Origin of the sequence: Campylobacter sp. RM5063 (assembly GCF_024723655.1) — a bacterium.
GTDB classification, from domain to species: Bacteria; Campylobacterota; Campylobacteria; order Campylobacterales; family Campylobacteraceae; genus Campylobacter_D; species Campylobacter_D lari_D.
The window spans coordinates 1-541 of record NZ_JANQDA010000067.1; the positions used below are offsets into that span (position 1 = coordinate 1).

Sequence of the window (541 nt, forward strand, 5' to 3'; positions counted from 1 at the left end):
AAAATTTTCATAATTGCCAGACAATACATCAGCCTATTTACCAAGAAGCTGGGCATAAAGTACTTTGTAAATTTGGATATTGTTTCTAATGTTAAATATGTTAAATCCTAATTCAAATATTCGCTTCCACAAGTGTATGCCTAAGGAAGTTCATCAAATATATGACACCTTAAAGCTTATGGAACAAGAAGATACAAAAAAAGTAGAAGCTGAAGCTAAAAAAGAAGAACAAAGTAATTCTACAAATACAGATAAAGCAGACAATAAAAAAGATCAGCTTTTAGATATATTTGCTTAATCTTAATATTAAGGCAGTGGGTTTTGTCCATCTTCCGTGCTACGCACTCAGACAGCCTTTCTTTTTTTAAAAAATATATAAAAAAATGCATACGCGTACGCGCGAGAAAAAACAAAAAAAGTTGAGTAATTTTTTTCAATATTTAAACAAATTTTTGTTTTTTCTCTTATTTAATATTAAATTAATTTTTTAGTTTTTATAATTATTCATATATCAAAATTTTAATCATAGAAAGGATTAAAA

General features: G+C 26.4%; 1 protein-coding gene. It reads left to right on the plus strand.

The features are described 5' to 3' along the window. Positions 1-88: 88 nt before the first annotated feature. Entirely contained in the window at positions 89-298 is a 210-nt protein-coding gene (locus CAMP5063_RS08395; RefSeq protein WP_263671881.1) for a hypothetical protein, read from the plus strand. Positions 299-541: the final 243 nt, after the last annotated feature.

Coding starts and splice junctions, on each gene's coding strand:
- CAMP5063_RS08395 (WP_263671881.1), top strand. CDS start 89: ATGTTAAATATGTTAAATCCTAATTCAAATATTCGCTTCCACAAGTGT.